At 69.5% G+C, this 26,375-nt stretch carries 23 protein-coding genes and 1 pseudogene; 8 read left to right on the top strand and 16 right to left on the bottom strand.

Going from position 1 to position 26,375, the window contains the following annotated elements; translation table 11 throughout:
• Window positions 1-75: 75 nt before the first annotated feature.
• Window positions 76-863 (bottom strand): IS5 family transposase gene (locus tag OG623_RS03810; RefSeq protein ID WP_406144274.1). Its coding sequence is split into 2 segments (ribosomal slippage): window positions 76-512 and window positions 512-863, totalling 789 coding nucleotides; the frame shifts between segments, so codons are not numbered across the junction.
• 227 nt (window positions 864-1,090) lie between these two features.
• Here OG623_RS03810 and OG623_RS03805 point away from each other — a divergent pair.
• On the top strand, window positions 1,091-1,378 hold the full coding sequence (locus OG623_RS03805) for a hypothetical protein (protein WP_406144273.1): 288 nt from the start codon (window positions 1,091-1,093) through the stop codon (window positions 1,376-1,378).
• Window positions 1,379-2,242: 864 nt separating this feature from the next.
• Here OG623_RS03805 and OG623_RS03800 read toward each other — a convergent pair.
• The 5 genes and pseudogenes from OG623_RS03800 to OG623_RS03780 form a co-directional block, all read right to left on the bottom strand.
• A complete protein-coding gene (locus OG623_RS03800) occupies window positions 2,243-3,766 on the bottom strand; it encodes an aldehyde dehydrogenase family protein (RefSeq protein WP_406144271.1) in 1,524 nt (507 codons plus the stop codon).
• Between the two features lie 117 nt (window positions 3,767-3,883).
• Window positions 3,884-5,137: a GAF domain-containing protein gene (locus tag OG623_RS03795; protein ID WP_406151665.1), complete on the bottom strand. Its 1,254-nt coding sequence runs from the start codon at window positions 5,135-5,137 to the stop codon at window positions 3,884-3,886.
• Between the two features lie 178 nt (window positions 5,138-5,315).
• Window positions 5,316-7,764, bottom strand: a pseudogene (locus OG623_RS03790) (FtsX-like permease family protein).
• On the bottom strand, window positions 7,761-8,513 hold the full coding sequence (locus tag OG623_RS03785) for a winged helix-turn-helix domain-containing protein (protein WP_406144269.1): 753 nt from the start codon (window positions 8,511-8,513) through the stop codon (window positions 7,761-7,763). The pseudogene OG623_RS03790 and the gene OG623_RS03785 overlap by 4 nt, the downstream one beginning before the upstream one ends.
• A gap of 115 nt (window positions 8,514-8,628) precedes the next feature.
• Complete coding sequence (locus OG623_RS03780; RefSeq protein ID WP_406144267.1) at window positions 8,629-8,883, bottom strand: DUF6332 family protein; 255 nt, start codon at window positions 8,881-8,883, stop codon at window positions 8,629-8,631.
• 85 nt (window positions 8,884-8,968) lie between these two features.
• Here OG623_RS03780 and OG623_RS03775 point away from each other — a divergent pair, with 85 nt between their 5' ends.
• Window positions 8,969-9,349, top strand: coding sequence for a hypothetical protein (locus tag OG623_RS03775; RefSeq protein ID WP_406144266.1), 381 nt, complete (start codon window positions 8,969-8,971; stop codon window positions 9,347-9,349).
• Window positions 9,350-9,495: 146 nt separating this feature from the next.
• Here OG623_RS03775 and OG623_RS03770 read toward each other — a convergent pair whose 3' ends face one another.
• Window positions 9,496-9,936: an Imm21 family immunity protein gene (locus tag OG623_RS03770; RefSeq protein WP_406144264.1), complete on the bottom strand. Its 441-nt coding sequence runs from the start codon at window positions 9,934-9,936 to the stop codon at window positions 9,496-9,498.
• Between the two features lie 222 nt (window positions 9,937-10,158).
• Here OG623_RS03770 and OG623_RS03765 point away from each other — a divergent pair, with 222 nt between their 5' ends.
• The 4 genes from OG623_RS03765 to OG623_RS03750 all read left to right on the top strand — a co-directional run bounded on the left by OG623_RS03765 (window position 10,159) and on the right by OG623_RS03750 (window position 13,528).
• Complete coding sequence (locus OG623_RS03765) at window positions 10,159-10,722, top strand: toxin-antitoxin system HicB family antitoxin (protein ID WP_406144262.1); 564 nt, start codon at window positions 10,159-10,161, stop codon at window positions 10,720-10,722.
• A gap of 71 nt (window positions 10,723-10,793) precedes the next feature.
• A complete protein-coding gene (locus OG623_RS03760) occupies window positions 10,794-11,657 on the top strand; it encodes a DUF4097 family beta strand repeat-containing protein (protein WP_406144260.1) in 864 nt (287 codons plus the stop codon).
• 72 nt (window positions 11,658-11,729) lie between these two features.
• A complete protein-coding gene (locus OG623_RS03755) occupies window positions 11,730-12,698 on the top strand; it encodes an ATP-binding cassette domain-containing protein (RefSeq protein WP_406144259.1) in 969 nt (322 codons plus the stop codon).
• The gene (locus OG623_RS03750; RefSeq protein ID WP_406144258.1) at window positions 12,695-13,528 is read left to right on the top strand and encodes an ABC transporter permease; all 834 of its coding nucleotides are present in this window, start codon (window positions 12,695-12,697) and stop codon (window positions 13,526-13,528) included. The genes OG623_RS03755 and OG623_RS03750 overlap by 4 nt, the downstream gene beginning before the upstream one ends.
• A gap of 127 nt (window positions 13,529-13,655) precedes the next feature.
• Here OG623_RS03750 and OG623_RS03745 read toward each other — a convergent pair whose 3' ends face one another.
• The 7 genes from OG623_RS03745 to OG623_RS03715 all read right to left on the bottom strand — a co-directional run bounded on the left by OG623_RS03745 (window position 13,656) and on the right by OG623_RS03715 (window position 21,737).
• Complete coding sequence (locus tag OG623_RS03745; RefSeq protein WP_406144256.1) at window positions 13,656-14,300, bottom strand: sigma-70 family RNA polymerase sigma factor; 645 nt, start codon at window positions 14,298-14,300, stop codon at window positions 13,656-13,658.
• A gap of 284 nt (window positions 14,301-14,584) precedes the next feature.
• On the bottom strand, window positions 14,585-15,421 hold the full coding sequence (locus OG623_RS03740; RefSeq protein WP_406144255.1) for a hypothetical protein: 837 nt from the start codon (window positions 15,419-15,421) through the stop codon (window positions 14,585-14,587).
• A gap of 136 nt (window positions 15,422-15,557) precedes the next feature.
• Entirely contained in the window at window positions 15,558-16,076 is a 519-nt protein-coding gene (locus OG623_RS03735; RefSeq protein WP_406144253.1) for a copper chaperone PCu(A)C, read from the bottom strand.
• The gene (locus OG623_RS03730; RefSeq protein ID WP_406144251.1) at window positions 16,076-18,424 is read right to left on the bottom strand and encodes a heavy metal translocating P-type ATPase; all 2,349 of its coding nucleotides are present in this window, start codon (window positions 18,422-18,424) and stop codon (window positions 16,076-16,078) included. Before OG623_RS03730 ends, OG623_RS03735 begins: the two co-directional genes overlap by 1 nt.
• Complete coding sequence (locus OG623_RS03725) at window positions 18,421-18,705, bottom strand: hypothetical protein (RefSeq protein WP_406144249.1); 285 nt, start codon at window positions 18,703-18,705, stop codon at window positions 18,421-18,423. The genes OG623_RS03730 and OG623_RS03725 overlap by 4 nt, the downstream gene beginning before the upstream one ends.
• Window positions 18,706-19,539: 834 nt before the next feature.
• Window positions 19,540-20,229 (bottom strand): DUF5134 domain-containing protein, encoded by a 690-nt coding sequence (locus tag OG623_RS03720; RefSeq protein ID WP_406144248.1) that lies wholly within the window; start codon window positions 20,227-20,229, stop codon window positions 19,540-19,542.
• Window positions 20,226-21,737, bottom strand: a complete 1,512-nt coding sequence (locus OG623_RS03715; protein WP_406144246.1) for a PepSY-associated TM helix domain-containing protein — start codon at window positions 21,735-21,737, stop codon at window positions 20,226-20,228. The genes OG623_RS03720 and OG623_RS03715 overlap by 4 nt, the downstream gene beginning before the upstream one ends.
• Before the next feature lie 301 nt (window positions 21,738-22,038).
• On the opposite strand from OG623_RS03715, the gene OG623_RS03710 reads away from it, so the two are divergent.
• Window positions 22,039-22,488 carry a flavodoxin family protein gene (locus OG623_RS03710; RefSeq protein ID WP_406144244.1) on the top strand — a complete coding sequence of 150 codons (450 nt, stop codon included), beginning with the start codon at window positions 22,039-22,041 and terminating at the stop codon, window positions 22,486-22,488.
• A gap of 105 nt (window positions 22,489-22,593) precedes the next feature.
• Here the strand turns inward: OG623_RS03710 and OG623_RS03705 are convergent, their stop codons facing one another.
• Window positions 22,594-23,172 (bottom strand): CGNR zinc finger domain-containing protein, encoded by a 579-nt coding sequence (locus tag OG623_RS03705; RefSeq protein WP_406144243.1) that lies wholly within the window; start codon window positions 23,170-23,172, stop codon window positions 22,594-22,596.
• A gap of 86 nt (window positions 23,173-23,258) precedes the next feature.
• On the opposite strand from OG623_RS03705, the gene OG623_RS03700 reads away from it, so the two are divergent.
• A complete protein-coding gene (locus OG623_RS03700) occupies window positions 23,259-24,440 on the top strand; it encodes an epoxide hydrolase family protein (protein WP_406144242.1) in 1,182 nt (393 codons plus the stop codon).
• Between the two features lie 89 nt (window positions 24,441-24,529).
• Here the strand turns inward: OG623_RS03700 and OG623_RS03695 are convergent, their stop codons facing one another.
• Window positions 24,530-26,200 (bottom strand): DUF262 domain-containing protein, encoded by a 1,671-nt coding sequence (locus tag OG623_RS03695; protein ID WP_406144241.1) that lies wholly within the window; start codon window positions 26,198-26,200, stop codon window positions 24,530-24,532.
• Between the last annotated feature and the right edge of the window lie 175 nt (window positions 26,201-26,375).

Here is a 26,375-nt window from a genome sequence, read left to right as displayed (position 1 = left end):
GCGCTGGTGCCTTCGCCGAGAATGGAGTTTTCGTGCAAATCGGAGAACTGTCCGAGCGCACCGGTGTAACAGCGGCTAACGCAATGAGTTGATCTGTCGGTGGGTGATGAGGCAGCAGGCGAGTTCGCGGAAGGCTTCGTGGATGTCGGCTCGTCGTTCCCAGCGGATGCGGAGGCGTTTGAAGCCGTGGAGCCAGGCGAAGCTGCGTTCGACGACCCAGCGGTAGGTGCCGCGGCGGGCGCTGGCAGGGACGATGCGGCGCTGGTGGACCTGGTCGCGATAGATGTCGTGGTCGTACCCGCGGTCGGCGAAGAGTGAGTCCGGCTTGCGTCGCGGATGCCCGACCCGGCCCCTGACAGGTGGGATGGCGTCGATCAGCGGCATGAGCTGGGTGACGTCGTTGCGGTTGCCGCCCGTGAGGATCACGGCGAGCGGTGCGCCGTGTCCGTCGCTGATCAAGTGGTGTTTCGATCCGGTTCTGCCACGATCGACCCGACTCGGTCCCGTCCGGCTCCCCCTTTTATGGCGCGCACGTGACTGGAGTCGACCACCGCACGCGACCAGTCGAGACGGGCCGCCGCGTTGAGCTCGACCAGCAGCACTTCGTGCAGCTGCTCCCACACGCCGACCTCGTTCCAGACCTGCAGCCGACGCCAGCACGTCATGCCAGACCCGAAGCCCAACTCCTTTGGCAGGTACTCCCACTGGATGCCGGTGTGCAGCACGAAAAGGATGCCGCACAGCACCTGCCGGTCCGGCAGCGGCTTCCGTCCAGGGTGCCGAAACCGACGTTCCCTGCACGGCAGCAGCGGCTCTATCCGCTCCCAAAGGTCATCCGACACGATCCACGGCGAAGTCCCCATGCCCGGACAACGCCCAACCCCTGACGCGGACACGGCCAACAGGAGCGATCCACCTCATTGTGTTAGCCGCTGTAAGTGGAAGCCTGCGGCACCACCGTCGCGTCGATGATGCCCCGTCACCTACGTGTAGGTGGCGAGTTGTTGTGCTGCGTGGCTGTGCGGTCCGTGTACGGAGGAGATGCTCGGTGCGTCCTGGTTCGTAGTCAGCCGTGGTTTGGGAGGAAGGCATGGCCAAGATCAGCCGGTCCGTGAAGAAGACGGCGGAGGGATTTGGGTATTCCCTTGAGTTGCAGAGGCTCGGTGGGGATGACTTGGTGATGGTCTACAAGGGGAGCGTTCTGCGTGGCCAGCCGGTCGGCAAGGCGATCTCTGGGGCGTTAGGCCAGTGGCAGGCGATGGGCACGGATCCACGCACGACTGCCACGAAACAGTTGGGCATGTTCCCGGCTCTCGCTGAGGCTGTTGTCGCGGTCATGCTTCACGGTGACGTCACGCTCGGGCTGGCTGATCAGTGAATCGGTGGTGGCTGGTCAGCTGCTTCTACAAGGTTGGGTCTCGGTTGTGGGGGTCTGGCTCGATGTGGTTCTGCGGTCGTGTGGCGTGGGTGCCATGGGACTGCTGCACGAGTAGGTGACGCTGTCACCTACTCGTGCAGCAGTCCCCGGCCGACCCCCGCGAGATCGCTATGGCACGGCAGGACGCCATCACCGGTGCCCGCAACCTGGTCATCGACCTGCCGGTCGAAGTCCAACGACAGACGTTCCTGCTAGCCAAGGAGTACGCACTCGGGAGGCGGGACGCAAGCTACCTGGACGGAGAAGTGACCGGTAGCCCCCACCCGCTCAGCTCGTTCAAGTTCTCCGGCGGTTCGGCGTCGCTCCGTGGAAAGGGGCTACGGCTGGCCGAGGCGTCCGCCACTGACCCTGAGGACCACGTCTGGGTACGCGCCCAGGCAATCAGTCTGCTCTCCGAGCAGGACACTGAGATCCTTCATGATGCAGCCGTGACGCTGTCTCAACTCCCGCGCGACGTTACATCTCGGATCGGCCTTGGCGTCCTTGCCGCGCACGGATACATCGGTGTCCGAAACTTCGTGCACCTCCGCGAACAACGAGAACGTGGCGCCATCCCGGACCGAGATACCGTCGGTATGCGCTGGGGCCGGTCCTCGCGATCACTCGACGCCGTCTGCACTTCTTCGCAAGCTTCGTCTCGCCGAAGGCGACGCGATGTAGCGCCCCAGTTGGTCCGTGGCTGGTCCGGACGGACGCAGATTCATGGTGAACGGGTCCGGAAAGTTGCTGATCGGTCACGGATAGTGGCTGCGCCCTGTGGGTGCCTGGAAGAGTAACGCCCCTCCAGGCACCCAACTTGAGGCTCTAGAAGAACCCAAGTTTCTTCGGGCTGTATGAAACCAAAACGTTCTTCGTCTGCTGGTAGTGCTCCAGCATCATCTTGTGGTTCTCCCGGCCGATTCCCGACTGCTTGTAGCCGCCGAAAGCGGCGTGGGCCGGATAGGCGTGGTAACAGTTCGTCCAGACCCTGCCCGCCTGGATGGCCCGGCCCGCACGGTAGGCCGTGTTGCTGTCCCGGGTCCACACGCCCGCGCCGAGCCCGTAGAGGGTGTCGTTGGCCGTCCTGATTCCCTCGTCGAAGTCCGAGAAGGACGTCACCGCGAGTACGGGGCCGAAGATCTCCTCCTGGAAGACCCGCATGCGGTTGTCACCCTCGAAGATCGTCGGTTGGACGTAGTAGCCGCCGTCCAACTCGCCCCCGTGCTCGATGATCTGACCTCCCGTCAGAACCTTCGCACCCTCCTGCTGGCCGATCTCCAGGTACGAGAGGATCTTCTTCAGCTGTTCCGCCGAGGCCTGCGCGCCGATCATGGTGTCCGTGTCCAGCGGGTGGCCCGGCACGATCTGTTCGGTACGGGCGATGCCCGCTTCGAGGAACTCGCCGTAGTGTCCGCGCTGGACCAGCGCCCGCGAGGGACACGTGCACACCTCACCCTGGTTGAGGGCGAACATCGTGAAGCCTTCGAGCGCCTTGTCGCGGAAGTCGTCGTCCTGCGCCCAGACATCGTCGAAGAAGAGGTTCGGCGACTTGCCGCCCAGCTCCAGTGTGACGGGCTTGAGGTTCTCCGACGCGTACTGCATGATCAGGCGCCCCGTCGTGGTCTCGCCCGTGAAGGCGATCTTCGCGACCCTGGGACTCGAAGCGAGCGGCTTGCCCGCCTCCGCGCCGAAGCCGTTGAGGATGTTGACCACGCCCGGGGGAAGCAGATCCGCGACCAGGCTCATCCACACATGGATCGACGCGGGGGTCTGCTCGGCCGGCTTGAGGACCACCGCGTTCCCGGCCGCGAGCGCGGGGGCGAGCTTCCAGACAGCCATCAGGATGGGGAAGTTCCACGGAATGATCTGGGCCACCACACCCAGTGGCTCGTGGAAGTGGTAGGCGACGGTGTCGTCGTCGATCTCGCTGAGCGAGCCCTCCTGGGCGCGCAGCGCACCCGCGAAGTACCGGAAGTGGTCGATGGCCAGCGGAATGTCCGCGGCCAGTGTCTCGCGTACCGGCTTGCCGTTCTCCCAGCTCTCGGCGACAGCCAGCTCCTCCAGATGTTCCTCCATGCGGTCGGCGATGCGGTTCAGGACGGTCGCACGGTCACCCGCGGGCACGGCCCCCCAGGCAGGGGCCGCCGCATGGGCGGCGTCCAGGGCGCGCTCGACGTCGTCCTCGGTGCCGCGGGCGATCTCCGTGAAGGGGCGACCGTTGACGGGGCTCGGGTTCTCGAAGTACTGACCACGGGCCGGCGGGACGTACGCGCCGCCGATCCAGTGGTCGTAACGGGACTCGAACGAGACGATGGCACCCTCGGTGCCCGGTGCGGCGTAACGGGTCATCTCTGTGGCCTCCCGGTTCCGGTGCCGCCCGCCGTTGGACGGCCCTCGGTGTGACGCTAGGCAGCACGACGTTGCAACGCCGTTGCACGGGCATCCGGGGGCCCGTGAGCGTTGTTGCTACGTGCGCTGCTCCATGTCGAGCACTTGGGCCCTCGCCAGGAGCGCAGCCCGGCGCTCCGGCGGTGCAGCGGCGGCGAGCGCCCGCCAGACAGGGAGGTCCTCCGAGCCCCACGAGCTGTACGCCCAGTCGGCGAGCAGACCGGGATCACCCCGCGCGATCAGGGCCGCCCGCAGCCCGCCCTCGACCCTGCGGCGCAGCCGGGCGACCCCTGGTGCCTGCGAACGCGGCAGCAAGGGTCCCGCATAGGCGCCGAGCGCTGCCGCCACCGCCCCGGACTCCAGCCTGCGGGTGACGGTGTCGAAGTCGCAGTCCACCGGCGTACTCAGCCGGTACGGGCGCGAGCGCAGCAGTTCAGGCCCCAGAATGCCCCGTAGCCGGGCGAGTTCGGCCCGCAACGTCACCGCTGGGGCTGACTCGTCCTCGTACAGCTCGATCAGCAGCTCGTCACCGCTCAGGCCCTCCGGATGCATGGCCAGCGTCACCAGGATCTCGCTGTGGCGTCTGCTGAGCCGGACCCTGCGCCCGTCCAGAACCAGGAGCGCCTCGTCTCTGCCGAGCGCGCCGAGCTGCGCCGAACCACCGGCGGACGGAGGTGCGACGAGGGCCAGTTGGGCCTCGGCGGCGCGCGCCACCGCCTGTACGAACGCAAGGCTGTGCGGATGTGCGAGCCCGTCCCCACCGGTGATGTCGACAGCACCGAGCACCCGGCCGGTGTGCGGGTCGTGCAGCGGGGCGGCCGCACACGTCCACTGCTGGACCGGCCGAAGAAAGTGCTCGGCTGCGAACACCTGGATCGGGCGGTCGATCGCGAGCGCGGTGCCGGGTGCGTTCGTCCCGACCTCCGACTCCGCCCAGCGGGCGCCTTCCACGAAGTTCATCCGCTCCGCCCGCCGACGGGCCCGGGTATGACCCTCGACCCACAGCAGCCGGCCGTGCGCATCGCAGACCGCGAGCAGATGCTCGCCGTCCACCGCGTACGCGCTCATGAGCTCGCGGATCACCGGCATGACGCGAGCCAGGGGATGGGCGTCCCGGTGAGGTCCGAGCTCATCCGCGCACAGCTCGACCAATGGCGCGCCGTCCGGGCTGACCCGCGCCCGGGCTGAGCGACGCCACGACTGGCCCACCACGGAGCGTACCGGTGTCTCCAGCCTCCCGGCGGAGGTGAACACCTCGTGCGCCCGGCGTAGTTCACCGAGGTGGGTGCCAGGGTTCGCGTCGGCGGCCAGAGCCACCCAGGGGTCCGTCAACTCGCCCTCCCGTCCACACGGCATGCCTCCCGCCTCCCCATCGTCGGGGCTACGGGCATGCGCGACAACCGCTGGGTGCGGGGCAATGTTCGGCGTTGTGGCGTTGTGGCGTTGTGGCGGCGGGGGCGTCCAGGGGGGGGCGACGGGTGAGGCCGGCCCCGGGGCTGGTGGGAGGGCGTCACTCCCTGGTCGTCGCCACCGTCACCGCCGGAACCCGTAGGGCGACCCGGCCGGGTACGGCGGTCGAGACCAGGGCGAGCAGGCCGGCTCCTGCGACGACCGTGACGTAGAGGAGAGGGGCGATGGCCGGCGCCACCCGGCCCGTCATGCCGACGCTGAACGCGGTAAGGGTCGCCAGAGCGACGGCGCTGCCGAGCGCGATGCCCAGAAGAAGCACGGACAGGGCCTCGATGCGTAGCATGCGCAGCACCTGACGGCGTGTCGCGCCCGACAGCCGCAGCAGGGCGAACTCCCTCAGCCGCTCCGAGACGGACACGGCGAGTGTGTTGAGGACGGCGATGGCGGTGAAGGCCAGGACAAGCCCCATGGCGATGGGATTGACCTCGGTGGCGGACTTCTGACGCCCTGTCCGAAGCGCGTCCGCCGCATCGGGTGACAGCACCGTCAGCCCCGGGAACTCCCGCAGTGTGGCGGCGACATCGGCCGGTGTGCGGTCCGTGCTGACGAGCAGGGAAGCGGCGAGCGGGTTGTCGACGTGATGGGCGACCAGGTCGTGAGCGAGAGTGAGATCTCCGAAGCCGAGGCCTCTGGCATAGACGGCGACGACGGTGAGCGAGGCGGGAGTGCCGTCGCCGAGCGTCAGCTTCAGCGCCGATCCAGGCTTCAAGTGGAGTGAGTTGGCCGCAAGTTCGCTCACGGCGGCCGTGCGCCGGGTGAGCTTGTCGAGAGAACCGGCTGTGACGTCCGGATCCCAGGTGCGGGAGAGGCCGGCCGGAGTGACGCCCTGGACCGTGTACGTGTCCAGGCCGACCCTCGCGGTCGTACGGACCACCTCGGTGACGACGTCGTGTCGCGCCCGCAGTTGGTGTGCGGCCTCGGCGGGGACGCCGGGGCCCTGTGCCACAACCACCCGGTCTGCCCGGATGCCCTCACGGGCCTCGGCGCGGGCGGCATCGCCGAGAGTGGGCTGAGCGAAGAGGACCGTGCAGGTCATGCCGACGAGCAGGGTGAGCGGTGTGACGACGGAGGCCATACGGACGGCATTGCCCCGGAGGTTGGCGGTGGCGAGCCTGCCCCCGTGGCCGGCCAGCCGCAGCGGCCCGGACAGCAGTAGGGCCGCCGCCCTGACCAGGAGAGGCCCGAGCAGGGCGACGGCGACGGACAGCACGACGACCGCGAGGAATGTCACCGGTGTCGAGGCCGGCTCGGTGTGCAGGACGCTGAGCAGCACGACGAGGGCGCCGCCGCCGATGAGCACCAGAGAACCGGCGACGATGCGCCCCTTGGCGGTACGGGTGGGTTCGGTACGGGCCTCGGCGAGGGCCTCCGCCGGCCGGATCCGGGACACCCGGCGGGAGGCGATCCGGGCCGCTGCCCAGGCGCCGAACAGGGTCGCGGCGACGGCGGTGAGCAACGGGAGGAACCCGGCGCTGCGCTGCAGCGTGCCGGGCACGGCACCCAGGCCCACCAGCCTGCCGTGCAGCCACCCGCCCAGGGGAAGCCCCAGCAGGGCGCCGGCCGCGCCCGCGATGACGTTGGCGGACGATGAGCGCGAAGGTCCCGACGACCACGAGGACCGCGACGAGGAGTGAGGTACCGGCCATCGCCCCGCCCATGCTGACCAGTTGGGTGCGCCCCACGGCGGCGTCCAGGAACTCCACCGGCCCACGCGCCTCGCCGGTGCTGACCTGGGCACCGGTGCCACGCAGGGCCTCGGCCACGACCTGCCCGAGAGCCGTGGTACCCCGCTCCGTACCCGCTTCGGGGAGGACGCCGAAGGCGGTGACCTGCCCGGGGCGGTCGGCGAGACGGCGGGCCTCGGCGGCCGAGAAGAAGAGCGACGTCTGGTGGCGTACGGGCGTGTCCGGGGCGGCCACCCCCGACACGCGGTACGAGCGGGGAGCCCGGGTCGACTGGACGGTGAGCCGGTCCCCGGTGCCGAGGCCGGCGTGCTCGGCGAGGTAGCGGTCGATGACGACGTCACCGGCTGCCTCGGGCGCGGAGCCCTCGGTGAGCCGGTACGGAGTCAGCTCGGCGGATGCCCAGTCATGCCCGTAGGACGCCCGGCCGCCGGTATCACCGTCGGGAACCAACGGCACGGCGAGAAACGTGAGTTCGGGAATCACCCGGCCGACACCTGGAGTGCCGGCGAGGGTGCGCCCGACATCCGCCGGGAGCCAGGCGCGTTCGGCGACGGGCTTGGCCTTGTGCTTGACCTTGGTCTTGCCCTTCTTCTCCTTGACGGTCGTCCGGTGGACGTTCTGGTCGGCGGAGACCACGACCGGGGCTGCGGCATAGCGTTCGGTGCGTATGGCGCCGCGCAGTCCCGTCTCCAGGAGCGTCCCGCACGCGGCGATCATGGCTGCCGCGCACATCAGGGCCACGAAGGAGCCGACGAACCCCGCCTTGCGCGCGCGGACGGTCCTCAGGGCGTAGCGCAGCATCATGACGCGTCCGCCTCCTGGGAGCCGTCGCCTGCCGGCTCGGGTACGGGAAAGGCGAGAAAACGTGTGAGTAGGGTGCGCGCGCCGGGCGGTACGTCGGACCCGGTCCGCTTGTACCGGTTGAGGAGGGCGATGTACTCCTCGAAGAACGCGTGGAGTTCGGGCACTGTCACCTGGATGCTGCCGCGCGAGTACGGAAAGGCGTCCGCCCACGGGCCGTCGTCCGCGCCGCGTTGGAGACGCTCGAAGAGGTCGAGGTCGGCGGCGTACGCGTGGTGGTTCAGCTCGTCCATGACGTGCCGGGCCTCAGGGCTTTGCCGACTGCGCGGCGGAAAGCGACGGTCGCCGGGAACAGCCCGCCACCACCGCTCACGGCCCCGCGGCGCGGCGGCCTCGGCGCCGTTCGTTCCGCCTGTTCCGCCCCCTCCACCCCTCCTGACCTGTCCGCCCGTTCCGTCGGTTCGCTCCGCTCCGCCCGCGGAGCCCGTCTCCTCGGTGAAGCCGTACCTGGCCAGCTCGCGCAGGTGGTAACTGGTGGACCCCGTATTGAGCCCGAGGGCCCGGGCAAGCATCGCCGAGGTGGCGGGGCCGTACAGGGTCAGGTGCTCCAGAACACGCTGACGCCGCGGGTGCGCGAGCGCCTTGAGAGCGCCGAGTTCACCGAGGTCACCGAGTTCACCGAGCTCGACGGGCGCGGACGAGGAAGGTTCGGGGTCCGGGGGAGGGGTGGCTGAACCGGGTCGCTGTGGCATACGTACACAGTGTTCTGTGCACAGGCACCTGTGCACTCCGGCACCCTGGCGTCCTCAACGGGGGGTTTCCCCCACCGGGTCGATCGTCCAACGGGCGGTCCGATGGCGCTTGCCGTCAGTGGCCTTTGCGGCGCTCCGTGTCGAAGCGATACAGCACCCGTACCAGACGCCACATTCCGACTGCCGATCCGACCAGGGCTCCTCCCTTGAGTACGGCTTTGGACGTCGAACCGGAGAGGTCAAAGGCGAGAGCGAGGACCAGAGCGACGGCAAAGACCGCCGCGGCAAGGGCGACAGCAGTCACCAGCGCAAAGACGATCTCGACCGTCATTGCATCCTTTTCCCACCGCGACTCGCGCCCCTTGTCCATGCCGGAAGTCTCGCATCACGGTCAGTGTGCGGACATGACGACCGTGTCCGGTGGCTCTGTCATACCTCGTCAGTACGCTCGGGCCATGAGCGTTTCTCTCTACTACTCCGCGAGCCGCACGATCCCCCCGACGGATGCCGAGGCGGCCGCTGTTGAGCGCATTGTCGCTGCTCACATGGCGTGCTTCCCATATGAGGACGAGGAGAGTCTGTGCCTGTACGACCGTGATGCCGACAGCCCCGGCGAGATCGTGGCCGGGTCCACCAAGTTGCCGTTCGATCCCGGCCGCGTGCTGTCGGTGCTCGACCAGGTGCTCGGCTCGGTCACCGAACTGCGCCGTGCTCTGCCGGGAGCGGAATGGCGGGTGCACATGGACGACCTCGACGTCCCGTGGGACGAGGCCGACGGCTACGCCTTCCCCGGCATGCGCGACCCGAACCTCGCAGCGGAACTGGGTGGTCTCTGACGCGAATACGGGGCGGTGGAGGCTGCGCTGCGGCAAGCGGCGGTCGTCGGGAACCGCCCGGCTGTCGCTGTGGGACATCATGCGGACGGCGTTTCCGAGGCGCGTCCCGTTCAGGATTCGGCGGGGTGGAGCTGGACCAGGCCGACTCAGTTCTCCTCGTCCATCGTGGTCCGGGTGGCGCGGACCCTCCAGCTGCCGGCCGGCAGTGGGACCGGCGCCTCAGCGGGCATTCCGCCGTCTGGGTACTCAACGCCCAGGTCGGAACCTGCTACGGCGGAGTCCATGAGCACCGTCGGACCGTCCGAGGCCCAGATGCCGAACTCCTCCCACACCCTCGCCCGGTCTGCAAGAACAGTGTCCGCCGCAGCTTTCAGTGCGGCCTCGGAGTCGGCAGCGCGCCGCCGCAGGAACGCTCGGTGCTGGGGCAGATAGCAGCTGGTCGTCGGCTCGTCCGCCAGCACCAGTGCCTGAGCACCATTCTCGTCGACGGGGATTACGCCCCACAGCCCCACAGCCCCACAGCCCCACAGCCCCACAGCCCCACAGCCCCGGACCGTGGTCCATGGGTCGGTGCAGCCGACGACCATGGCGGTTATTCGGGCCCCGTGTCCCGATGCCGGTTCTGGATGGTGCCACTTGTTTTCGGGTGGCGCCATTTTGGCGTCATGTTCGGTGCAGGGCTGCTAGCAGCATCTTTGAGCTTCGGATGGCTTCGCGTTGTATTGCGGAGCTCTTGCGGGATCACGTGGCGCCACGTATGGCGCCATATGGTGCTCGACGTGGCGCCATCGCTGTGTCATAGTGCTCGTATGGACCTCGCACCGTACGTCGAGCACCTTCGACAGGAACTCGCCGTCGCCGCCGAAGCCGGTGGTGACGACGCTCGTGCCCTGGCCGAGCGGCTGACCGCTCCGTTGGAGTCGGCCGCCCGGCTCACTTTGCTCAACGCGCTGTCCGCGGCGATGGGTGAGGTGACGCTGGAGCTGGCGCCCGGCTCGGTGGATGTGCGGCTGCGTGGCCTGGACCCGGAGTTCGTGGTCAGCCGGCCTGAGCCTCAGGAGTCCGCCGACCTGGCGGCGATCCCCGCGGCGGCGTCGCCGTCTGCGTCGCCGTCGGCGGCCTTGCAGTCGGAAGCGGCGGGTCCCCCGGAGGTGGATGAGGGCGGTACCGCCCGGATCAATCTCCGGGTACCGACCTCCCTCAAGAGCAAGGTCGAGTCGGCCGCAGCCCGCGACGGACTCTCCGTCAACGCCTGGCTGGTGCTCACCCTGACCGCGTCGCTCGACGGCAGCCCCGCCGTCGGCGCCCAGCGGCCGGTTGTCGGCCCGGTCGCGGAGGCCGGTATCGGTCGGCGTTTCACCGGCTGGGTCTGACCGACCCCCTCCACCCGCTCACCGCTCCCACCAGCACGAACACCCGACGCAGTCGAAAGGACGGAACAGCCATGTCTTCTTCCGCCACCCATGAGCCGCAGTCCTTCAAGACCCCGGGTCCGATCACCGCCCAGCTGGAGGTCGGTTACGGAACGGTCCTGGTCCGGGCCGGCGAGCGGGTCGAGACCACGGTCCTGGTCCAGCCCGGGAACGCGGCGAGCGACCGGGACGTCCAGTCGGCCGCCCAGACCCAGGTCAGCCTGATCGGTGGCCGGCTGATCGTTCGAGGCCCCCGTGGCCGTAACCCGTTCAACAAGATCGGGGCGGTCATGGTCGAGGTCGAGCTGCCGGCCGGATCCGAGGTGCAGGCAACCACCGGGCTCGGGGACGTGCACTGCGAAGGGACGCTGGGCGATGTCCACCTGAAGAGCGCGCTCGGGAACGTGACCGTGGAGCGGGCCGGGACCGCCGAACTCAGGACCGCGACCGGCACCATCCGCGCCCACCACCTGGACGGGAGCGTCGAGGTGCATGGCGCGGGCCGGGTCGAGATCGGCCACGTGGGCGGCGACCTCACAGTCAAGAACGCCAACGGCGAGACCGAGATCGGCGAAGTCCTCGGCGAGACGAGGGGCAAGTCGTCCAACGGCTCGTTCGCGATGGGAACCGCGCACGCCGGAGTCAATGTCCGGTCCGCACTCGGCGGGATCCGGATCGCCCGGCTCACCCGCGGCGTGATCGACCTGCGGACCTCGACCGGCGAGATCGAGCTCGGCATCCCCGGTACCACCGCGGCGTGGCTGGACGTCTACGCCAAGGCCGGCCTGGTCCGCAGCGACCTGCCCACCTCCGACGCCCCGTCCGACAAGCCGGACCGCGCGGAGGTCCACGCCAGCACCTCGGTCGGCAACATCACGGTCACCCGCGCCGCCTGACGGCGAGCTCCGCCGTCCGGGAGGCCCCCCGCGCCATTCCTCGCCCCTCCGCATCAGGGAAGCCACAGCCGAATGCCTGTCATGATCACTTCAAGCAAGCCTGCCGCGATCACCACCTCCGGCCTTACCAAGTCGTACGGCGAAAAGCCGGTCCTCAAGGGCCTGGACCTGAACATCGCCGAAGGCTCCGTCTACGCCCTGCTCGGCCCGAACGGCGCCGGCAAGACCACCACCGTCGAGATACTCGCCACCCTCATCGACGGCGATGGCGGCACCGCCACCGTCGGCGGCCACGACGTCGCCCGGGACGGAGCCGGCGTACGCAGCTTGATCGGCCTGACTGGACAGTTCGCGGCGGTCGACGGCCTCCTCAGCGCGGAGGAGAACCTCCGGCTGATGGCCGACCTCTGCCACCTCCCGAAGGCGGAGGGCCGCCGCCGCGCCGCCCGCCTCCTCGAACGCTTCGAGCTGACCGAGGCCGCAGGGAAGCCGTCCTCCACCTATTCCGGCGGCATGCGCCGCAAGCTCGACCTCGCCATGTCCCTGATGGGCGATCCACGCATCATCTTCCTCGACGAGCCGACCACCGGCCTCGACCCGCGCTCTCGCCGCACCATGTGGGAGATCATCCGCTCTCTGGTCGCCGACGAGGGCGTCACCATCTTCCTCACCACGCAGTACCTGGAGGAGGCCGACCAACTCGCCGGCCGGATCGGCGTACTCCACGAAGGCAGACTCGTCGCCGAAGGCACCTCTGACGAGCTCAAGGCGCTGATCCACGGGGGCCACATCTCCCTGCGCTTCGACTCGGCCGCCGAACTGGAGCGCGCCGCAGCCCAGTTCGCCTCCACCACCCGCGACGACGAGGAGCTCACGCTCCAGATTCCGTCCGACGGGGCCGTCTCCACCCTCCGCGCCGTCCTGGACATCCTCGACGCGGCCGGCGCCGCCCCCGTGTCCCTCTCCCTCCACACCCCCGACCTCGACGACGTCTTCCTCGCCCTCACCGGTGCGGACAAGAAGCAGGAGATCGCCCGATGACCACCGTGACCTCCACCGCCGTGGCCGGCGCGACCGCCGGTTCCCGCCCCCGCGGCTACGCCGTCCGCGACGCGGTCACGATGTTCCGCCGCATCATGAAGCGCGCGGTCCGCTACCCGTCCATCGCCGTCATCATCGTGATGATGCCGGTCGTGTTCCTGCTTCTCTTCAACTACGCCTTCGGCGGCGCGCTCGGCGCCAGCATCCAGGGCCCGCAGCTCGCCGGTGACTACATCGACTACGTCGCCCCCGGCATCATCCTCATGACCGTCGCCACAGGCTCCGTCGGCGCCGCCCTCACCATCTGCATGGACAAGACCGAGGGGATCGTCAACCGCTTCCGCACGATGTCGATTTCGCGCGGCTCCTTCCTCACCGGTCACGTCCTGGGCAACCTCGTGCAGACGGTCCTCGGTACGGTGGTCGTCACCGCCGTCGCGCTCGCCATCGGCTTCCGCCCGAACGCCTCCTTCGTCGAGTGGCTCGCCGTGGCGGGCCTCCTGATTGCTCTGGCCACCGCCCTGACCTGGCTCTCCGCCGGCATGGGGCTGACCGCCAAGACGGTTGAGTCAGCCTCCAACCTCCCGCTGCCGATCACCTTCCTGCCTTTTCTCGGCAGCGCCATCGTCCCGACAGACACGATGCCCGGCCCCCTCCAGTGGTTCGCCGAGTACCAGCCCTTCACCCCCGTCAACGAGACCCTCCGCGGCCTCCTCATGGGCACCGGGATCGGCAACAGCGCCTACCTCTCGCTCGCCTGGTGCGCCGGCATCGGCCTCCTCGGCTACCTCTGGTCCCGCACCGCCTTCACCAAGCAGACCAAGCACTGACCCCGTCCCCGTCCCCCGTCCCCGTCCCCGGATGCGGCGCATGGTTCGGGGCGGACCACCGCAGGAGCCTGGCCCGTCGCGAGCGGATGGCCGGGACCGCCCCCGAGGGGAGCGGTCCCGGCTCGCGTCAGGCAGCCTGTCCGACGGCCCGGCCGATGGCCTCCGCCTCGTCGCGCTCCAGTTGCGCGGTCATGGCGTTACGAGCGCGGGCCACTCGGGAGCGGACCGTGCCGACCGGGCAGTCCGCCCGGCGGGCGGCCTCCGCGTAGGAGAGCCCCAGCAACTGGGTGAGGACGAACGCCTGCCGGCGCTCGTAGGGGAGTGCGGCAAGGAGTTCCTGGAGCGCCACGCCCTCCTCGAAGCCGGGCACTCCGGTCGGCTGGGTGCGTTCGACGGTCGCGCGCCAGTCGTGGGTGTCGGCGAGCAAGGGGCGCGCGGCGGCCCTGCGGAAGTCGTCGACGACGGCGCGGCGGGCGATGGTGAGGAGCCAGGTACGGGCCGAGGAGCGCCCCTCGAAGCGGTGCAGTGTGCGCAGCGCGCGCAGGAACGTGTCCTGTGCGAGGTCCTCGGCGGCCTGCGGGTCGGCGGACAGATGGGCCACGTACCGCACGACGTCGCGATGCAGGGCCCGTACGAAGGCGTCGGCAGCGTCGCGGTCTCCGGCGCGGGCGGCGAGCGCCCAGCCGGTCGAGGCGGTGTCCTCGGCCGTCCTGTCGCGCGGGACTGAGGCCCGATGTTGCCCGCGCGGGGCGGGCAGTGTGGTGGTGCTCATCGTCAGCGATGTCCTTCACGGATCGGTTCGGTGACCGGGCGTCCGCCCACTGCACGGCACGCCACGCCACTGCACGCCACGGTGCGGCGCGGCGCCGCGCGTCGTGGCTACGGCGGGCGTAGCGGTGTGCGGGGCGGAGCCGGGTCACCGGTGATTGGGGCACCCGGGCTCCTTCGGAACCGGGTGTGCCGGAGGACTCCCGCCTCATGCGGGTACGACGGCGGACCGGTCGGTGACCGGCTGTGTGCCAGGGGCGTACGTCCTCCGGAATGCCTGCCGTGTCCTCAGGACGCGGCGAACACCCCGGGCGGTCCGCGCCTGTCCAGTGCGCGGGCGCACCGCAGGCCCGGCGACAGCCGGTCGCTCAGACCCCGGCGGGGGCGCATGCGACGGCGGGGGACCGGCAACGGCGCTGTGAGGAGGGGACGGAGAGGGGCGAGCAGCCAGCCGGCGACCGCCCGCAGGGTCTGGAAGGCCGCGCGTTCGCCGCGGGCCATCCACACGCCGCAGACGAGTGCGGCGAAGGCGTGTGCGGCGAGCATCCCCGGCGACATCCCGGCCATGCTGTGGCCTGTGTGGGCCATCGAGCTCAGGTCGGCCATTGCGCTCAGGTGGCCCATGTGGTCCACGGCTGAGGAGTGGTCCATGCCGGCCATGTCTTCCATGCCGGCCATATGTCCCATGCCGGTCATGTGGTCCATCCCGGCCATCGGGTCACTCGTCGCCGAGTGACCCGTGTGCGCCATGTGATGCATGCCCGCCATGGCGTCCGTCGGTGGCGCGACGGCTCCGCCGACGGCCCGCGTGCCTGCACCCGGGACGGTTCCAAGTGCGGACCGTACGGACTGCCCGGACTGCCCGGCCTGTGCCGACTGTGCGGCCGAGAAGGCGCTGTGCAGCACCCCCTGGGTCACCACGGCAAGGCCCGTCACGAGCCAGGGACCGCGCTCGCGGGAGGCGAACCACCAGCCGGGGATCGCCAGTGCGAGGAAGCCGGTCGCCGGCACCCAGAAGGGAAGCGGGGCCTCGGACATGAGGACGTGTCCGGTGGCGGCGAGCGTGACCGAGACGACGGCGAACATCGCCGCCCTCACCGCGCGTCCGACCGGTCCCGCTTCCATGGTGCCTCATCCTCCCATCGCGAGGAGCCGGGCGACATGGCAGGGTATCCGGCTTGTCGCCCATGCCGGACAAGTGGACGCAGCAGCGGAGTTCCGGCATATGCGGTCGGAGAAGGTGGTGGTGCGGTGCACGGCGCTACGGGTGAGGCAGACGGTCGGTCGTCGCGCCGGGCCGCACGACCACCGCACGGACCGTCAAAGGCCTGCCGTGTGCGAAGCGGAGCGTGAAGGAGACCTCTTCCCCCGGCAGCCACGTTCCCTTCGGCTTTACGGTCACGTCGATTCCGTGCGGGGTCATGGTGAGACTGTCCTCCGCCAGCACCGCGGCGGAGTCCACCGGCTGCCGATAGGCGCCCCCGGAAGGCGTCATGTGGTGTTCGCTCAGCCGGGGTGGTGCGACCGTATCGGGCGAGGAGATGTCCACGAGCCGGTCGGTGGAGCCCCCGTCATTCGTGAGGGTGAAGAAGGCAGCGGTCTCCGGCGTCGGGCCGGTGGGCCGGTAGACGTATGCCTTCGCGACGGCCACGTGAGGCGGGCTGCCGGCGTGTCCGCCGGCCGTCCAGGCGCCCAGACCGGCGAGGGCCGAGCCGCAGGCGAGAACAGGAACGCCGACGGCGCTCAACGACGTACGCAGGCGTACGGGGAGAACGGTCATCAGAAGGCCGCCCGTGAGGAGGGGTGCCGACGCCGGGCGGTGGCTGCCGCCGGAGCCGGTTGCCAGCTACGCAGGCGGAGGCTGCCGAGGACGACGAGGACCGAGCTGAGAGACATCGCGGCGGCGGCCAGCATCGGGTTGAGCAGTCCCACCATGGCGAGCGGGAGGGTGACGGCGTTGTAGCCGAAGGCCCACAGCAGGTTTCCGCGGATGGTTGCGAGGGTGCGGCGGGCGAGGCGTACCGCGTCGGCGATGGCTTCGATGTCGTCGCGGACGAGGGTGACATCAGCGGCGCCGATGGCGACGTCCGTGCCGGTGCCCATGGCGATACCGAGGTCGGCCCCGGCCAGCGCCGCCGCGTCGTTGACACCGTCTCCGACGACCGCGACCCTCTTCCCTTCGGCGCGCAGCGTACGGACGAGTTCCGCCTTGCGTTCGGGGGTGCAACGGGAGTACGTCCGGTCGATGCCGAGTGCGGTGGCGACGGCACGCGCGGACTCCTCCTGGTCGCCGGTGGCGAGGACGGGGCACACGCCGAGGCGGCGGAGCCGGTCCACCGCGTGGTAGCTGCCGGGGCGTAGGACGTCGCCGAGCGCGAGGACGGCTTCGGGCCTCCCGTCGACACGGACCAGGACAGGGGTGTGGGCGGCTTGCCGGGAGGCGGTCAGGGCCGCGCGCAGTTCCTCGGGCAGTTCGCCGTCGGGCACACCGACCTCGACGAGCCGCCCGTCCACGTGTCCGCGTACGCCGTTGCCGGGTGTCGCGACGAAGCCGCAGAGCGCGCCCGGCCGTAGGGCGTCTTCCCTGCTTTCCCCGCCTTCCCCGCCTTCCCTGCCTTCCCCGCCTTTCCCGAGGGAGCGCTCGGCGTGGCGCACGAGGGCCCGGCCGAGCGGATGCTCGGAGCCGGTCTCGACGGTTGCCGCTAGCCGCAGCACCTCCTGCGCATCGAGGCCTTCCGCACGTGTGGTGAGGGCGGCGACGGTGAGGTGACCCGAAGTGAGGGTGCCGGTCTTGTCGAGCACGACGGTGTCGATCTGCCGCAGGGCCTCCAGGGCTTGGGGCCCCTTGATCAGGATGCCCAGCTGGGCGCCGCGTCCGGTGGCCGCCATGAGGGCGGTGGGGGTCGCGAGCCCGAGCGCGCAGGGACAGGCGACGACGAGGACGGCGACGCAGGCGGTGAAGGCGGGTTGCGGATCCGCGTCCGCGCCGAGCCAGAAGCCGAGCACGGTCACGGCGAGAGCCAGCACGACGGGCACGAAGACCCCGGCCACGGTGTCGGCAAGCCGCTGAGCGCGAGCTTTCCCGGCCTGGGCCTCGGTGACAAGAGCCCTGATGCGGGCGAGCCGGGTGTCGGCGCCGACGGCCGTCGCGCGTACGAGCAGGAGTCCGCCCGCGTTGACAGAGCCGCCCGTGACGGCCGAACCGGCCCCGACCTCCACGGGCCGGGTCTCACCGGTGACGAGAGACAGATCCACGGCGGACGTGCCCTGCACGACCTCGCCGTCCGTCGCGACGCGCTCCCCGGGCCGCACGAGAAAGACCTGGCCCACGGCGAGGCGTACCGCTGGAACGGTCCGCTCGGTGGCTCCCTCCCGCACCGTCACCTCCTTCACACCGAGTTCGGCGAGCGCACGCACGGCGGCCGAGGTGCCCCGCCGGGCGCGGGCTTCCAGATGGCGGCCGAGGAGGAGGAAGAGGGGCACACCGACCGCCGATTCGAGGTAGAGGTGCGCCGTCCCGTCCGAGGCCGTGGGCAGCAGGGTGAAGGGCATCCGCATGCCGGGGGCGCCGGCACCCCCGAGGAAGAGCGCGTACGACGACCAGCCGAAGGAGGCGAGTACGCCGAGCGAGACGAGCGTGTCCATCGTCGCCGCACCATGCCTCATCCCGCGCCAGGCCCGCTCGTGAAAGGGCCACGCACTCCAGCAGGCGACCGGGGAGGCGAGGACGAAACACAGCCACTGCCAGTTGCGGAACTGGAGGGAGGGCGCCATCGACAGGACCAGGACGGGGAGGGCGAGGAACGCGGTCACCAGAAGCCGTTGCGTGACGCCGGACTCGGTCGCCGCCGCGGCCTCCGCCTCCCGGTCCTCGCCGGACGCCGGCGGCAGGGGGAGACGGGGACGGGCGGTGTATCCGCCGCGTTCGACGGCGGCGACGAGCGTGCCGGCGCCGAGGTCCGCCGGATGCTCGACGCGGGCGATACCGGTCGCCAGATTGACGGTCGCACGCACGCCTTCCAGGGCGCCGAGCTTCTTCTCGACCCTGCGTACGCAGGCCGCGCACGTCATGCCGCCGACGAGCAGATCGGTCGTGGCGAGGGTGCGCGGGGGCGTCTCCCGGCTCATCGGTGGCCCATCCCGTTCATGTCACCCATGTCGTGCGAGGCCGGTTCGTCGTCCTGGTGCGTGACTCGACGCATGTCGGGGGCGACGGGCCCGGCGAGCTGCCCCACTCCGTACGAGGCAACGAAGAGCGCGGCGAGCAGAAGCAGGAACCGCGCGAGCAGCGCGTACGGGGCGGGGGTGGAACGCTGTTGGGTGTGAGTGGTCACCGTGGTCACCGAGTGGTCCATGAGGCAGGCTCCGGGCGAGAGTGCGAGTTGTACGCACCAGAGGTCGGCTGCCACCGGCCCTGAGTTCCCTCGTGCTCAGAAATCACTGCTTGCGTACGAGCGATGGCTCCGCGGCTCTGAGGGGGGATGCAATGCCGGTCGGGTCTGGACGGAAGACCTCAGCTGTTCTGATCCGGCACCGCGCAACGGTCGCGACCACCACACCGGCACTTCGCACAGACCTCCGTGCGGCCGGACATTCGTGGGCGAAGGATCAGCACCAGCACGGTGACGGAAGCCGCCAGCTACAGGCCTCCCACGAACAGGCCTCCCACGAACAGGCCTCCGTGATCCAACGGGCCAAGTCCTCAGGGACGTTCGCTCACAGCCATGAAGGCGACGACGACCTGTCCAAGCAGCTCGTACTCGACCAGGTGACGGCACTTCAGCTCCACACGCAGCAGATCTACGACCAGATGCGCGAGCATGGCCGAGCTGGGCGAAAAGAGCCGTGATCAGGAGGTCCAGGGATCGACCTCACGCAGTACAACCTCTGGTCGGGTTCCGAGAAGTGGGCCACGCACGAACAGAACGGCCCCCGATACGGCACGAAGGAACGCACCGGCGAGTAGTTCGGATGGCACGGCGTCCAGTGCGGGTCTCATGCGTGAGGGGCTGAGCGCTTTCCTCTCCGCGGTGGACCTTTTCGATACCTTCCTGCGCGGGGCGGGGTGTCCTGCGGCGGAGTGCCCGGCAGAACTGATGTCAGCCCTGCATTCCCGTGGCCGGTAACCACCCGCTGGCTGCCTCCTGACCAAGGCGTCGGACATGGCGGTGCGCGATGAGGCAGAGGGCGGGTCCGAGGGCGTGCGGTCGCCATCGAACCCATTGCCTCACACCGTCACGTCATCACACCATCACGACGAACATCACTGCCATGCCCAGAGCCATCAGCCCGTGACAACCCACGTCCCAAGCGGCCTGCACCGCGCCGCCCGAGGCCGCCCCGTCCAAGGTCGCGCCGTCCGAGGCCGCTCCGCTCGCTGTGCGTGGCGCGAGGCGGCCCCTGTCGAAGCCGGCCGCGAGCCACCACAGCGCGAGGGCCAGCATGACGAGTGCGAGCAGGCCCGCACTCCAGCGATTGCCTGTGCCGCTGAGCGTCATTGTCGCGACTGCTCCTGGGGCCGACATGTCCATCCCCGGCATGTCGTGGGCCTCGCCCCCACCCATCGCACCCATGGACATGCCCGACGCCATCGCGGCGACCATCCACGCCATCGCGCCGGTCATCACGGCGTGCGGCAACGCGCTCGCGAGGACTCGCCCCCGAGAGTCGGGGCCGCTCGGCAGAGCGAGCGCAGCCAGCACGAACCAGGCCGCGACGGCGGAGAAGAAGAGCACCTGTGGTGTGCCGGGCAGGTCCATGCCCCAGGGCCAGGCCATCGCGAACATGGCGAGGGCCATCACCGCGTGCAGACCGTGTGCGAGCCGAGCGGTCCACGGGTGGGAGCGGGCCGCGAAGGCGCGCCACAGACCGTAGGCGGCGAGTGCGCAGAAGAGCAGCGTGAGAATCCAGCGCAGCCCGGTGGCGGCGATCATCGGGCCATCTCCTTCGATGTCTCGGCTCGTGTCTCCGTGCGCGTGCGCGCGCGCTGGCGTCGGCGCACCTGCGCGAGTGCCAGGTCCGCGAGCAGGAAGCAGGCCAGCGGCAGCCCGAACAGCGGCAGGTAGTAGGCAAGCAGGGCGGTCACGACGACGAGCGGTGCCATGACCCTGCCCGGTACCCGGCGCCACGCTCCCCGCGCCGGCGGACGTCCGAACCTTGTCCTGTCGCCTCGGGTGGGCCGCCGCAGCCACCACATGCGGTAGCCCCAGAAGAGCATCCCGATGAGCGCGACGGCGATGACCGCGAGGACGATCTGGTTGGCGAGGCCGAAAAGCAGGCCCATGTGGGCGTCGATGCCCCAGCGGGTGAGCTTGGCGAGAACGGGATAGTCGTCGAAGACCACCTTGTCCGTGACCTTGCCGGTGGCCGGGTCGATCGCGATCGAGTCCTGCTGCTCCGGCCAGTGCCGCGTGTTCTCGTCGATGGTGTACGCGCTCCCGGTGTCCGCGGGCGGGGTGACGACGAGCTTGCCGCGCAGCCCCTCGGAGCGGGCGATACGGACGGCTTCGTCCAGATCGACCTGAGTCGCGGAGGGTCGGCCCGGATCCGCCCCCGCTGCGCCGCTGCCCTGCGCACCGTGGCCGAGGGCCGAGGAGACGGAAGGCGTGGCCCCGCCCAGCGAGTCCTGGATCTTGCCGATGTTCATGCCCGCGTGCGCCGACCAGGTCAGCCCGGTCGCCGAAAGAGCGAGGAATCCGACGGACAGCCACAACCCCACGGCTCCGTGCCAGGACAGCGTGCGCTTGCGTCCGTTCGGCCCCCGGCGCGGCACGAACAACTTGCGCAGCCGCTCCCGGCCGCGCGGTGCCCCGAGCCACAGGGCGAGCCCGCCCAGCACCTCGACCCACAGCCAGCTCGCGGCGATCTCGCTGTAGTTGCGGCCGAATTCGCCGAGGTGCAGGGTGCGGTGCAGGCTGTCGAACCAGGACCGCACGGGCAGCCACTCACCGAACGTGCGCAGTGTGCCGCGCACCTCCGCGTCGTACGGATCGACGAAGGCGGTCTGTGTGTAGCCCTCGGGCAGTCCCTTGACGTCGAAGGTGACCCGGGTCGTGTCGCTGTCCCCCTCGCCCGTGGTGACGGAGACGAGTTGCCCGCCGGGAACTGCCTCGCGGGCGGATTCCACCTGAACCGCGAGCGGCTTCGGCTCGCCGTGCGGGGTGACCTTGAGCTCGTGGTGGTGGACGACCGACTCGATCTGCGGGGTCGCCGTGTAGAGCAGTCCGGTCACGGCGGCGACGAGCAGGAACGGGCCGATCAGGACACCCGCGTAGAAGTGCAGGCGCAACAGCAGGGGTCGCAGCCCGCTCCAGGTGCCGCCACCGGTTCTCGGCGTGGGCGTGGCGAAGTCCTCGGGCGGGGTGGCCTCTTCTTCGGTCCGGCGTTGTCGGAGTGGTGGTGGTGGCGGTGGTGGCGGCGTGGCGGGCGTGGTCTCGGTCATCGACTCTTCCTCATACGTGGACCGATGGGGACGGTGAGGTGCACGTTCAGGAGTCGGAGCGAGAGGGAACTGAGTTCCCGCACGCGCAATGTGATACAGGTCACTTTGGAGATGTTTCCGACCAGGGCCGGACCGGCGTGAAGCACTTCCCCGGGCTGAACCACGTGCCCCGAGGAGTGCCCGCGCCGCAACGGCGGACGACCACCGCATATGCCGAGTGACCGCCATCACACTCGGGTGGTGTCAGATCCGATGCCGCTGTCCTGTCGTATCTGCGGAAGCCGGAGAAGGGATCGTAAGGATGAAGGTCGTCATCGTGTGCGCCTCCGTGTCGCACGGAAATACGCGTCGTGTCGCTGACAGCATGGCTCAGGTGCTGGGCGCGAAAGTCGTCCCGCCCGAGCAGGCCGACCTGGAGGAGCTGGCCGGCGCCGACCTTGTGGGATTCGGCTCGGGTGTCTTCTATCAGAGGCTCCACCCCAGCCTGACCGGCCTCGTCAAGGCGCTGCCCACCGGGCGGGGCCGGGCATTCGTGTTCGCCACCAGCGGGCTTCCCGAGCTGCCGCTGGTGCCTTTCACCCGCTCGGTGGTCCAGCTGCTCAAGGGCAAGGGCTTCGAGGTGGACGGGCAGTTCTCGTGCCGAGCCCTGGACACCATGATGCCGTTCAAGCTGATCGGCGGTATCCAGAAACAGCGGCCGAACGACGAGGACCTGGCCGCAGCGCGGGCGTTCGCCACGCGGCTGAGGTAGTCAGGTCGCGTCTGCGCCGAGAGTCAGGAGGGCGGGCAGGCACCCGCCGACCGGTCACCCGATCGTCAGGTAATTCTCCATGGTTCTCCCATGAGGCGGTGACGACTACTCCGACGGTCTGGTGCCTTTGCGCTGGTTGGCATTGAAGCGCGCCTTCTTCTGGCGATTCCCGCACGTGTTCATGTCGCACCATTTACGGGTGCGGCTCTGGCTGCTGTCGAAGAAGGCGGCTCGGCAGCTCGGTGATGCGCACAAGGCCAGCTTTCCGTCTCGCTCGCCCGCGAGGATGCTGATCGCGTCCGCGGCGATCACGCTCAGGGCATCTTCCACGCGGGAAGCACCAGAGCCGAGCAGCCATCGCCGCTCACCCTCCGGCGTCAGAACGGCCGCGGCCCGGCCCTGAGCGCTGTAGTCGTTGATGACCTGGACAGCAGGCTCGGGGAGAGCTTCCTGGGTTGCGGCCGCTGTCGCGGCGGCGTGGATCGACTCCCTCAGTTCCCGAGCGCGGTCGAGCTGGGCCGCGGTGCAGGAGTCCACGGCGAGGCCGTACGCGGCCAGCCAGTCGACGAGCCGCTGCGGCACCGGAATCCGCTCCACGGCTTCGCCGCGACGCTCGGACAGGGTCCCCGTGAAGCTGGTCGCCAGCACCGAACCGAGGCGGAAGTCAGGGAAACCAGAAGGCATGGAACCACCTTAGCTGGTTGCGGCGCGGCTGAGGGAACTGCTAGAACCGTCTTAGCCGGTTCCATGAAGCCAGGAGGACTCATCTCATGTCCCGTCCAACCAGCGACGTGCAGGCGTTTGAAGCCCACGCAACTGATGCCGACCTCGACGATCTGCGCGCGCGACTGGCCGCGGCGCGACTTCCCGAGGCCGAGACGGTCCGTCCCGCCACGCCCGGCCGTCAGCGATGGGAACAGGGCGTTCCTCTCACCGACCTCGCCGATCTCGTGCACTACTGGCGCACCGGGTACGACTGGCGGTCGTTCGAGGTGCGCCTCAACCGGATCGGCCAGTTCCGCACGACCATCGACGGTCTGGGAATCCACTTCCTGCACCGCCGATCCGCGCGCGCGGACGCCACTCCTCTGATCCTCACGCACGGCTGGCCGGGGAGTATCGCCGAGTTCGTCGACGTGGTGGAGGAGCTGGCAGATCCGGAAGACGCCGACACGCCGGCCTTCCATGTCGTGGCTCCGTCACTGCCGGGCTTCGGCTACAGCGACAAGCCGGCCACCACCGGGTGGGGAACCGGAAAGATCGCGGCCGCCTGGGTCGAACTGATGGGAAGGCTCGGCTACAGCAAGTTCGCCGCCCACGGTGGCGACTGGGGCGGCGTGATCACGACGATCCTCGCCGGCCGGTTTCCCGCGCACGTTCTCGGCATCCACTCGACACTCGCGCAGGCACCACCCGGGATGACGACGGACGGACTGACGGCCGCCGAGCGCGCGTGGGTCGAGGAGAACCGCGACTTCTGGCTGAACCGCGTGGCGTACGCGAAGCAGCAGGCGACCCGACCGCAGACGATCGGCTACTCACTCGTCGACTCACCGGTCGGTCTTCTCGCCTGGATCCTCGACAAATTCGCCGAGTGGTCGGACACCGAGGACAGCCCGTTCGAGAGGATCTCCAGAGACAGGATTCTTGACGACGTCACCTTGTACTGGCTGACGCGGACCGGAGCGTCGGCGGCTCGCATCTACTACGAAAGCCACAACTCGCTCGATCCCGAACTGCGTGTCGACATCCCCTCGGCGATCACCATGTATCCCGGCGACGCGGAGAAATGCCCCCGCGTCTGGGCGCAGGAGCGGTACCGGCAGATCGTCCGATGGAGGGTGCCCGAGGCCGGCGGGCACTTCCCGTCCCTCGAGGTCCCCGAGTACTTCGTCAAGGACCTCCAGGAGGGCCTCACCGCCGTGCTGGCCACGCGGTCCGGGGGAAGTTAGGGACGGTGATATCGGGCATTACGGGCGTCGGGCTGTCCTGTTCCCACCCCCGCACGGGGGCGGGGGCTGCGTCGGCGCCCTCGGCCCCGCTACAGGCGCCACTCCTCGGTCAGCAGGCCGAGGAGTTCCGCCTGCCGCTTCTCCAGGTGTTCCGGGGTCCAGGTGTCCTGGCCCAGCACCTGTGTGGTGAGAGGGAAGGTGACGACGCCCCGCTTGAGGTATCGCTCCTTCTTGGCGGTGAAGTCGAGGTTCTGGACCTGGGAGTTCTTCGTGCGGCTGAGCAGCACCAGGTTGGCGAGCCTGTGCGTCCACTTCTTGCGTTCGTCCGCAGTGAAGTCCGCGCGCCACTGCGACTGGTCACCGGGGTTCTGGGGGAGTACGTGCTCGACGGTGATGCGGGGAGCCTCGTACGTGGCGATGATGTCGTCCTCGGCCACCAGCTCGTCGAGCCGCAGCAGGATGAAGCGACGCGTCCTCAGCTCGTAGTACACGTCGCCGTCGAGTCTGGTCAGAGTCTCGGTTCGCTCGGCCTCGGTCAGCTGGAAGGCCGGGGCATCGAGGCCGAAGCCGTTGTTCAGCTCCGTCAGCAGCTCGGCGAAGCGAAGCACACGGGGTGTGGTGTAGACGCGTCGGACGAACATGCTTGCCGCGAGGCGCTCCAGGGATCGGAGGAACGTGCCGAGCCACGCGGGGTCGTCGCCGTGGGTGCGCAGCGCCCACAGTGCGGCGGGCCACCAGTCGTTGTTGTCCAGTTGCAGCAGGCGGCGGAACCATGAATTGACCTGTGACGAACCGTCTCCGGCGGCGTACGTCTTGTCGCGGATCACCGCGGACGCCTCGGCATAGGGGACGAGTACCTCGTCGACGAACTCCTTGGCCCGTCCGCCCTTGTAGTGGGAGAGGACCTGCGTCTGGAACTCCTTGAGGAGTTCCTGCCGTGCCCGCTCGCCGGAGAAGACCATGCGGATGTGGAGGAAGAGGTCGGAGAAGTCCTCGCGGCCGAGGCTCTCCTCGGCGTCCTCCCACCGCCTGGCGTACGTTTCCGATGCCTGTTCCTCGATCTCGCCGATGATCTGGGCCTTGAAGATGTCGGCAGGCGACAGATCGAGGCCCCGGGAGTTCATGACGCTGAAGATGCGGTGGGCGCTGTCCAGATCGGGGGTGCTGACCGCGACGAGGAAGGTCCGGACTCCCATGAGCTTGCACAGCGCGAGACGCTGGTCGTCCGTCCAGGAGGTCAGGGAGGCGTGCAGTACCCGCGCGTTGGCCTGCACGGCTCGCTGCGCGTCGGTCCTCAGGTTGTGCGGGTTCAGCTCCAGGAGGGTGCTGATGGAACCTGCGGTCTGGACGTGCTGGTGGAAGAAGTCGGCGTCCCGGGGGCGCAGAGTGAGCCGGGGTTTCGCCTTGAGGCCGAGGACCGTGTTCCCGGGTTCGGCGATCATCGCGACCAGGTTGGTCACCACATCGGGTTGCTGAGCCAGGTCGCGCAGGACGGCCAGCAGGATCGTCAGCGTGGTCAGTCGCTGCTGGCCGTCGATGACATCGGCGTCGGCGGCGCGGCTGTCCTTGACGAGTACGAGCGAGCCGAGGAAGTAGGGCTCGCCGTCGCCCCGCAGGAGAGCTTCCTCAAGGTCGGCGAGTAGCTGCTCGGCCTGCTCGGTCTGCCAGGCGTAGGGACGCTGGTAGTCCGGGATCCGGAAGTCGTAGTCACTGCAGAAGACTTTGTGTAGCGGCACTTCGCGCGCTTCGAGCTGAGCCATGGTCAGCATGATTCCTCACCAGGGGTGGAGCCCGCAGCGAGTGGGCGAAGGAGGCGGGCGTTGCTCCAAGTCGCTGTCCCTGGGAGTGCGTCGGGTGTTCTAATCGGCGGCGGCCTCCTGTGGGGGACACGGGCGACACGCGTGGACACAAGGGGACATCAGTGGTGTTGGCCGC

Origin of the sequence: Streptomyces sp. NBC_01012 (genome assembly GCF_045162755.1) — a bacterium.
Lineage (GTDB): Bacteria > Actinomycetota > Actinomycetes > Streptomycetales > Streptomycetaceae > Streptomyces.
This window is presented reverse-complemented; position numbering and strand designations above follow the sequence as displayed.

Coding starts and splice junctions, on each gene's coding strand:
- OG623_RS03805 (WP_406144273.1), top strand. CDS start 1,091: ATGGCCAAGATCAGCCGGTCCGTGAAGAAGACGGCGGAGGGATTTGGG.
- OG623_RS03800 (WP_406144271.1), bottom strand. CDS start 3,766: ATGACCCGTTACGCCGCACCGGGCACCGAGGGTGCCATCGTCTCGTTC.
- OG623_RS03785 (WP_406144269.1), bottom strand. CDS start 8,513: ATGCCACAGCGACCCGGTTCAGCCACCCCTCCCCCGGACCCCGAACCT.
- OG623_RS03780 (WP_406144267.1), bottom strand. CDS start 8,883: ATGGACAAGGGGCGCGAGTCGCGGTGGGAAAAGGATGCAATGACGGTC.
- OG623_RS03775 (WP_406144266.1), top strand. CDS start 8,969: ATGAGCGTTTCTCTCTACTACTCCGCGAGCCGCACGATCCCCCCGACG.
- OG623_RS03770 (WP_406144264.1), bottom strand. CDS start 9,936: ATGGTCGTCGGCTGCACCGACCCATGGACCACGGTCCGGGGCTGTGGG.
- OG623_RS03765 (WP_406144262.1), top strand. CDS start 10,159: ATGGACCTCGCACCGTACGTCGAGCACCTTCGACAGGAACTCGCCGTC.
- OG623_RS03760 (WP_406144260.1), top strand. CDS start 10,794: ATGTCTTCTTCCGCCACCCATGAGCCGCAGTCCTTCAAGACCCCGGGT.
- OG623_RS03755 (WP_406144259.1), top strand. CDS start 11,730: ATGCCTGTCATGATCACTTCAAGCAAGCCTGCCGCGATCACCACCTCC.
- OG623_RS03750 (WP_406144258.1), top strand. CDS start 12,695: ATGACCACCGTGACCTCCACCGCCGTGGCCGGCGCGACCGCCGGTTCC.
- OG623_RS03745 (WP_406144256.1), bottom strand. CDS start 14,300: ATGAGCACCACCACACTGCCCGCCCCGCGCGGGCAACATCGGGCCTCA.
- OG623_RS03740 (WP_406144255.1), bottom strand. CDS start 15,421: ATGGAAGCGGGACCGGTCGGACGCGCGGTGAGGGCGGCGATGTTCGCC.
- OG623_RS03735 (WP_406144253.1), bottom strand. CDS start 16,076: ATGACCGTTCTCCCCGTACGCCTGCGTACGTCGTTGAGCGCCGTCGGC.
- OG623_RS03730 (WP_406144251.1), bottom strand. CDS start 18,424: ATGAGCCGGGAGACGCCCCCGCGCACCCTCGCCACGACCGATCTGCTC.
- OG623_RS03720 (WP_406144248.1), bottom strand. CDS start 20,229: ATGATCGCCGCCACCGGGCTGCGCTGGATTCTCACGCTGCTCTTCTGC.
- OG623_RS03715 (WP_406144246.1), bottom strand. CDS start 21,737: ATGACCGAGACCACGCCCGCCACGCCGCCACCACCGCCACCACCACCA.
- OG623_RS03710 (WP_406144244.1), top strand. CDS start 22,039: ATGAAGGTCGTCATCGTGTGCGCCTCCGTGTCGCACGGAAATACGCGT.
- OG623_RS03705 (WP_406144243.1), bottom strand. CDS start 23,172: ATGCCTTCTGGTTTCCCTGACTTCCGCCTCGGTTCGGTGCTGGCGACC.
- OG623_RS03700 (WP_406144242.1), top strand. CDS start 23,259: ATGTCCCGTCCAACCAGCGACGTGCAGGCGTTTGAAGCCCACGCAACT.
- OG623_RS03695 (WP_406144241.1), bottom strand. CDS start 26,200: ATGGCTCAGCTCGAAGCGCGCGAAGTGCCGCTACACAAAGTCTTCTGC.